This window comes from Chryseobacterium sp. RR2-3-20, assembly GCF_017808115.1.
GTDB lineage: Bacteria > Bacteroidota > Bacteroidia > Flavobacteriales > Weeksellaceae > Chryseobacterium > Chryseobacterium oryzae.
Map to the genome: position 1 here is coordinate 22,141 of NZ_JADQBD010000043.1, position 6,733 is coordinate 28,873.

The window sequence follows — 6,733 nt, forward strand, 5'->3', positions numbered from 1 at the left end:
TATGTAAGATGTATTTATGTTATTTAATCATTAATACTTTTTACTTTATACATTAATACAAGATATATGAACAAGAAAATTCAAATATTATCGATATTATTTCTGGGAATTTCATCAGTAGCGTTTTCTCAGATCAAAGAGGAAAGACTGATTCTTAATAAAAAAAGAGAACCGGAAGTAAAAAAGATTGAAAAGAAGAAAACCTCTGTGGAAACGGTAAAAAATTATCCACCGGAAGAGAAGTCTGCAAATCCTGTGAAATATAATATTACAGATGTTCCGGCAGTTTCAGATTTCAAAACTTCAACCATTCAGGGGGAAGATGTTGCTCCTAAATTTGAAGGAACAGCTCAAAATAACTATTTCCAGATCGGAATGGGTAATTATGGGAAAATTTTAGCCGATGGTAATATCTCTAAAACCCTTGAAAATAAGCTTGAAGTAGGAGCAGATGTACATGTGCTTTCTACCAACGGGCTCAAAAAAGAGTATGCATGGGATTCTAAACAGAGTTCGGCAACTTTGGGTGCTTTTCTGAATTCTTATGGAGAAAAAGGCAAAATAAATGTGAATGCCGAATATGGTTTGGAAAACTATAATTATTACGGAATCTATGCTTTGGAACCATCTTCTGATGTGGATTTGAAGCAAAAGGTGAATCAGTTTAAAGTAAATGGTTATTATGATTTTTATTCGAATGAAATACTGAACGATGTAAGAGTAAAATCTTCATTTTTAACCGATCACTTTAATGCAAAAGAAAATCAGGCTTCGATATTGGCGAATTTTTCGAAACATGCTGTAAAACTTTCCGATAACGGAATTGTAATGAACGCAGATCTAGGCTTGGGATTAGAAACCGTAAAAACAGATTTTGCTTTGTTGAGTAAAAATTCTGCTACATTCTTTAACGCAGATATTGCTCCGAAATTAACTTTTGCGAAAGGGGAGTCTTATCTTACTCTTGGTTCAGTTTTTAATTTTCTGAATGCAAGAAATTCAAATATATTGTTTTCAGACGAAATTAAAAACAATAAAACGTATTGGTTTCCAAAAGCTGAATTTCAGGTTGCTGCATCTAATGAATTTAAATTTTATGGAGGAATCGATGGAGGTCTGAAAATCAATACTTACGGTGAATTATTACAGGTAAATCCGTTTTTGGTATCAGATCAGATGTTGAAGCCAACAGAAACTACTTATCACTTTTATGCAGGTTTACGAGGCGATATTGATGAAACTTTTAAATATGATGTTTCTGCAGGATTCGGAAAAATGAAAAATATTATGTTTTTCTCTGCCAATAACCTGTTTTCTAATCAGTTCACTTTAGACAGACCGGGGTACGATTTTGCGAATACTTTTTCTGCTGTGTATGATGACGGAAACGTAAGTGATATTAAAGGAAGTTTACAATACTTTCCATTAGAAAATCTTGTGGTAGATGCAGGTGTGAGATTTTTAAAATATGATTTGAAAAATTTTGAAAATATTTATAATGTACCTTTATTAACGGGAAGCGTTGGTGCAAAATATACAATGCTGGAGAAAAAACTCTCATTAGGTTTTAAGGGGATATTTGCAAGTGACAGAACTACAAACTCTTATATGCTTGAGGGAGTAGGGAATCCTGCATTGATGTTTCAGTCTACAGAAAACAGAAATGATAAAGTTGGAGGATATGTAGATTTAAACTTATCCGCAGAGTATAAAATTCATAAAAATTTCAGTATTTTCGCACTCGGAAATAATCTTCTAAGCAAAAAATACCAAACCTATAACGGTTACAAAGTTTTGGGTGCACAGGTTTTAGGAGGAGTGAAGATTACATTCTAAAAATTATTGATAAATGATAATATATGAACAATGGTTTATCGCTTATATATTATCATTTATCAATTGTAAAATAGGCTGCATAGTTTAATGGATAGAACTTCGGATTTCGGCTCCGACAGTGAGGGTTCGAATCCTTCTGCGGTCACTTGGCGGGAAAAGGCACTTTTAGGAGTGCTTTTTTCTTTTTTTTTTAATTTGTAACTCTTTGTTAATCATTAAGATATGTTCGAGTACGGAATTGAGTTTGGGTGTTCGAAAAGCATTTTCGTAAAATTCAAGTTTTTCTGACAATATCGAACACAGTATCTCTCTCTTTGTCTCAGAATCGCCTGTTTGATATAGATGAGAGAGATTAGGAAGTACTTTTAATACTTGATCAAGTCTTGAAGTTATATCTGTATTCTTACGCGTTAATCTTTGATTTTGGAGCTCCATTTCTAACTCGTCTATTTTCTTTTTACTTTCATTTTTAATAATTTGATAATCTTCAAAATCCAATCTATCCTCTAAATATTTTTCTCTAGCACTATCTAATCGATTATTTAAATTGACAATTTGTGATGATATTTCTCTTTTCTTAGTGTCAACACTTTGCTGAATATGTTTAAAATTAGCTGTCAGAACTTCCTTTACTATTGAATTTATTGCTTTATGATATTCATATTTTTTTAGTTCTTTTTCGAAGGCCAGGTTAACTAAATCCGCAGAATGTCTGTAACCACATTTTGAATTACAGTGGTAATAGTAGTAAACATCCTTTTTTCCTTTAGATCCGCTACCAGTAATATGTCCTCCACATCTAGGGCATTTTAAAAAACCTCTCAATGGAAACTCATTAGTTGCAATAATTTTTCCTTGAGGTCTTTCAGCTAAAGTTTTTCCGCTTAAAACATTTTGGACTGTATAAAATAAGCTCTCCGATATTAAACTTTCGTGCTTGGCATCTACCGTACATGCTTCCTCATCTTTGTACGGTTTAATATATATTTTACCAATATAAACAGGATTCTTTATTGCTCTATAAAAAGAAGTACTACTAATCTTAGCTCCTGCCATTTTATTCATTTTAAGCCGTATTTGATTGGTAGCATATTTTCCCTTAGCAATTTCATTAAATGCCCACCGCATATTTGAGGCTTCAGGTTCTTTTAATGCTATGTATTTTCTTCCATCCTCTGTACATTTGTTGATATAACCGTAAGATGCAGTCCCCATTAATCTTCCTTCCTTTTGAGCTCTTCTCATGCCATAAAAAGTGTTAAGTGCTCTTCTATCATTTTCAACCTCTGGAGCAGCTAAGTAAATAGCAAGCATCATTTTATTCTCTGGCACAGACATATCTAAGGGTTGTTCTATAGCTTGAGGAGAAATATTATGGCTCAACAAAACTTTTATCATCTGATATGCATCACCTGCATTTCTACTAAAACGATCCCATTTTGTAAATAAAACGACATTAGATTTTAGACTTCTTTTCTTTAGATGATTGATATATTTAGTCCATTCAGGTCTGTTAAAATTTTTAGCGGAGTGATCTTCGAAAATTACCTGACCTATAGTGATTTGGTTTTGATGACAATACTTCTCCAATCTCTCATGTTGATCTCTTTGTGAGTAGCCTTTGTCGGCTTGTTCATCTGTAGAAACTCTAATATATAAATCGGCTATTTGCATTGGTGAATATTTTGTGTTAATGATTTCGTAATCAAGGCAATATAAGGAATTTATTTTAAAATAAATTCTTTTATAGTTAGTTCAGCTAATTTGTGAATGAATTCCATAACTTCTTTAATTTCAGTATCTGTTAAATTGAGGTTATGATCATTTAATATTTTTTTTGATTTTTCGAAAGAAATTTTTTGGAAAACATGAATGCTCTTCTCACTTTCAGATTGCGTATCGTTAGACATGTTAATGGGAATATTCTTTTTCATAAGCTGGTATCATTATTTTCTTTTCCAAGAGATTATCTCTTGGTTTTTTCAAATTATGATATGATTGCAGCATTGATTAATTACTGTCGTTACTCAATAATTATTTGTCAGCTTTTGTCTTCATTAAGTGGTCAGAGTAAATCTTTTTTGGATTCAATTTAGAGTAGATGTAAACATATTTTCTCAAATACAACCGGTAAAAAGACAGCTAAGGTATATCGGTCAGCCCTCCCACATTCCAGCCAAAAGACTACGGCATAAACGGTTTCCTCCCTAAAGGTACCCTCCAATTATTCCGTTTCCTTTTGGCTTTTCCTATTGCCCTACAAGATTATCTGCTTTCTTTTTTCCGGTTTTTCTTTTGAAAAATATTCAGAGAAGCCCAAGGGGCTTTCAGGGAAAGGACGGAGAAAAGATTGTGAACAAAGCAAAATGTACAATCTTAAAAAGCAATGTTATGAACATTATCGGAAGACTGACAAGAGATGCGGAAGTACGCACGCTGTCAAGCAAAAAACAAGTAGTCAATTTTTCAATTGCTACCAATGACAATTATCGCAATAAACAAGGCGAAAGAATCGAGCAGACCACCTATTTTGATTGTTCTTACTGGATTTCTCCAAAAGTAGCTGAAATTCTTACCAAAGGTGCATTAGTAGAATTAAGCGGAAGAGCTTACACAAGTGCATGGATAGGAAAAGACGGGGAAGCACACGCAGGATTAAATTTCCATACCTCACAAATCAAAGTTCATGGAGGAGGTGAAAAATCAGATGCTACTAAAACAGTTTCTAAAAACAGTCCTAAATCAGCAAAGGCTAAAACCGAAAAAACTACCTCAGACAAAAATGAGGAAGATGACGATTTACCATTCTAAAAATTCTCCACTACAAAATATTTCAAGTACGGGAAAAACAAATCTCTGCCGTATTCAGAGTACATAATATGAAATTTAATATTGTAAACGAAATAAAATTAAGCTATTCAAGAAAAGGAAATTGTGAAAGGCTAATTACTACTTCACGGGATGCGGTCAAGATTTTTAAGGAGCATTTTGACAGTGATGAAATGGATTATCGAGAGTCTTTTTTTGCACTGTATTTAAACCAAGCCAGCAGAGTTTTAGGAATAAAGAAAATTTCCGAATCGGGAATTTCTTCAACGATTGTTGACGTTAGAATTATTATGCAAACTGCGCTTTTGTGCAATGCATCAGGAATTATTTTAGCACATAACCACCCATCGGGAAATTTGAAGCCGTCTCAAGAAGATTTAAATATCACGCAAAAAATAAAAGAAGCTTCACAATTTTTAAATATTCAATTGCTCGACCATTGTATATTAAGCTCTACAGCGTACATCTCATTTGCAGATGACGGACATTTGTAAATGATAAAGAAAAACAAACGGCAGGATTTTCTGCCGTCTGTTTTATTTTTTCGGGCGAAAAGACAATTCCTTCCTTTGGTCGGAAACGTCTTTTCGCATTTAATTTATTGGAGCAATAACCTTGATGAAAATTAAAGCATAGCCTCAAATGTTCATCAAAAATATTGCAAAGTTAAAAGTGAACTATTCTTAATAGTTTGAAATTAAACCACAAGAAAAAATTATACCTATACTTTTTTGTAAAAAAGTGATTTTTTGAATAAGTCTCATAAAGTACATTTGTTACGGAGGATAAAAAATTATATCAAATTGTTCGTAACTGCATATGCAAGTGCTTCATTAAGATCAGCTACGTTCAGTTTTTCAAGCAATTTTCTGCGGTGCCATTTGACTGTATCGACAGATAAAAATACTATATCAGCGATTTCCTGAATGCTCAGACCCTGTAGATAATATCTGAAAACATCAAGTTCTTTTGGAGTTAATGTCTTCTTTTGAGATTTTTTCCATCGATTTTGTTTTAAATCATATAAAAATATGTTTTCCGATTCAGCAGAAGATATTTGAATATTGCCGGAAGACTTATTTAATGAAAGTGTTAAGTTACAAACTGCTCTCCAAATACTTCCGCTATCAGTAAGCTGCACTGGAGTTATTTTACAATTTAACAGAATTAGTTTATTTTCTTTATTGACTGTATGAAAATCAAAATTCAAAGTATGAGTTAGTCTATCGTTGAATGATAGATTTTGATAAAATTTAAACATTATAGAACGTACGGCTTGTAGTATTTTTTGATCTTCGGAAGTACTAATTTGTTTTAAAAAATCCAAACCTATTTTAGAGATGTCTGCTGTTGTAAGGTTAGAAATGTAGGCAGGTAATACAGGTATAAAATCAAATCTGTTTTCCAGATAATTAATCATAAATACATTCCCATAGGTCGTTCTTGAAATACCTCTTAATGTTTTCTCAACCGAATCATTGCAATCTTTTTTATCATTAGTAAGAAAATTTATCTGGTCGCTCGTTTGTGCTGAATTGTAGTTTTTTAACATAGTTTTCATTTTTTTGATTGGTTTTGTAAAACTACACTAAAGTGTAGGAATATTCTAATATTTTTGATTTATTTTTATGAAAAATTAACGAAATGATCAAAATTTATATGATATTATCTCTTTCTAAGTTGTGGAGTATTCTGGAATTTTTCATATAAGAATTAAAATCTGTATCCCCGTAAATCTTTAAACTTGTTTATAATTTTTTAATTATCATATGAAGCCTTAACATTAATCCACTATTATAATTTCTAAGCTTTGCTCATCGTAAAATTTATTTGGCTCAATGCCGTAAACCACCAAAATAAAAACTAATTCCGGATAATCCGGAAACATAACTCAAATTTGTACGTCTTCAAACTAAATTGGACATTTTGGAATAAATTCTTAAGGAGTATTTAGGGTTATAAATTTATTAATTTCTGTTGAAAATACAACTGTCTTCTTTTTCGGATTGAATCCGATTTTATTTGTCTTCTTTTTTCCAAAATTTGCTCAGATCTTCCGAAGTAAACA

The 6,733-nt window shown here is 32.0% G+C and carries 6 protein-coding genes and 1 tRNA gene; 4 read left to right on the top strand and 3 right to left on the bottom strand.

Annotated elements, in window-relative coordinates; translation table 11 throughout:
- Positions 1-66: 66 nt before the first annotated feature.
- Both IV513_RS10500 and IV513_RS10505 read left to right on the top strand, forming a co-directional pair.
- Positions 67-1,836 carry a TonB-dependent receptor gene (locus IV513_RS10500; RefSeq protein ID WP_209390523.1) on the top strand — a complete coding sequence of 590 codons (1,770 nt, stop codon included), beginning with the start codon at positions 67-69 and terminating at the stop codon, positions 1,834-1,836.
- Between the two features lie 73 nt (positions 1,837-1,909).
- Positions 1,910-1,981 (top strand) — tRNA-Arg (locus tag IV513_RS10505).
- 20 nt (positions 1,982-2,001) lie between these two features.
- On the opposite strand, the gene IV513_RS10510 is transcribed toward IV513_RS10505, so the two are convergent.
- Both IV513_RS10510 and IV513_RS10515 read right to left on the bottom strand, forming a co-directional pair.
- A complete protein-coding gene (locus IV513_RS10510) occupies positions 2,002-3,510 on the bottom strand; it encodes a recombinase family protein (RefSeq protein WP_209390524.1) in 1,509 nt (502 codons plus the stop codon).
- Between the two features lie 50 nt (positions 3,511-3,560).
- Positions 3,561-3,770, bottom strand: a complete 210-nt coding sequence (locus IV513_RS10515; protein ID WP_209390525.1) for a hypothetical protein — start codon at positions 3,768-3,770, stop codon at positions 3,561-3,563.
- Positions 3,771-4,227: 457 nt separating this feature from the next.
- On the opposite strand from IV513_RS10515, the gene IV513_RS10520 reads away from it, so the two are divergent.
- The gene (locus tag IV513_RS10520) at positions 4,228-4,647 is read left to right on the top strand and encodes a single-stranded DNA-binding protein (protein WP_209390526.1); all 420 of its coding nucleotides are present in this window, start codon (positions 4,228-4,230) and stop codon (positions 4,645-4,647) included.
- A gap of 68 nt (positions 4,648-4,715) precedes the next feature.
- The gene (locus IV513_RS10525; RefSeq protein ID WP_209390527.1) at positions 4,716-5,159 is read left to right on the top strand and encodes a JAB domain-containing protein; all 444 of its coding nucleotides are present in this window, start codon (positions 4,716-4,718) and stop codon (positions 5,157-5,159) included.
- A 299-nt stretch (positions 5,160-5,458) separates the two neighbouring features.
- Here the strand turns inward: IV513_RS10525 and IV513_RS10530 are convergent, their stop codons facing one another.
- Entirely contained in the window at positions 5,459-6,226 is a 768-nt protein-coding gene (locus IV513_RS10530; protein ID WP_209390528.1) for a response regulator transcription factor, read from the bottom strand.
- Between the last annotated feature and the right edge of the window lie 507 nt (positions 6,227-6,733).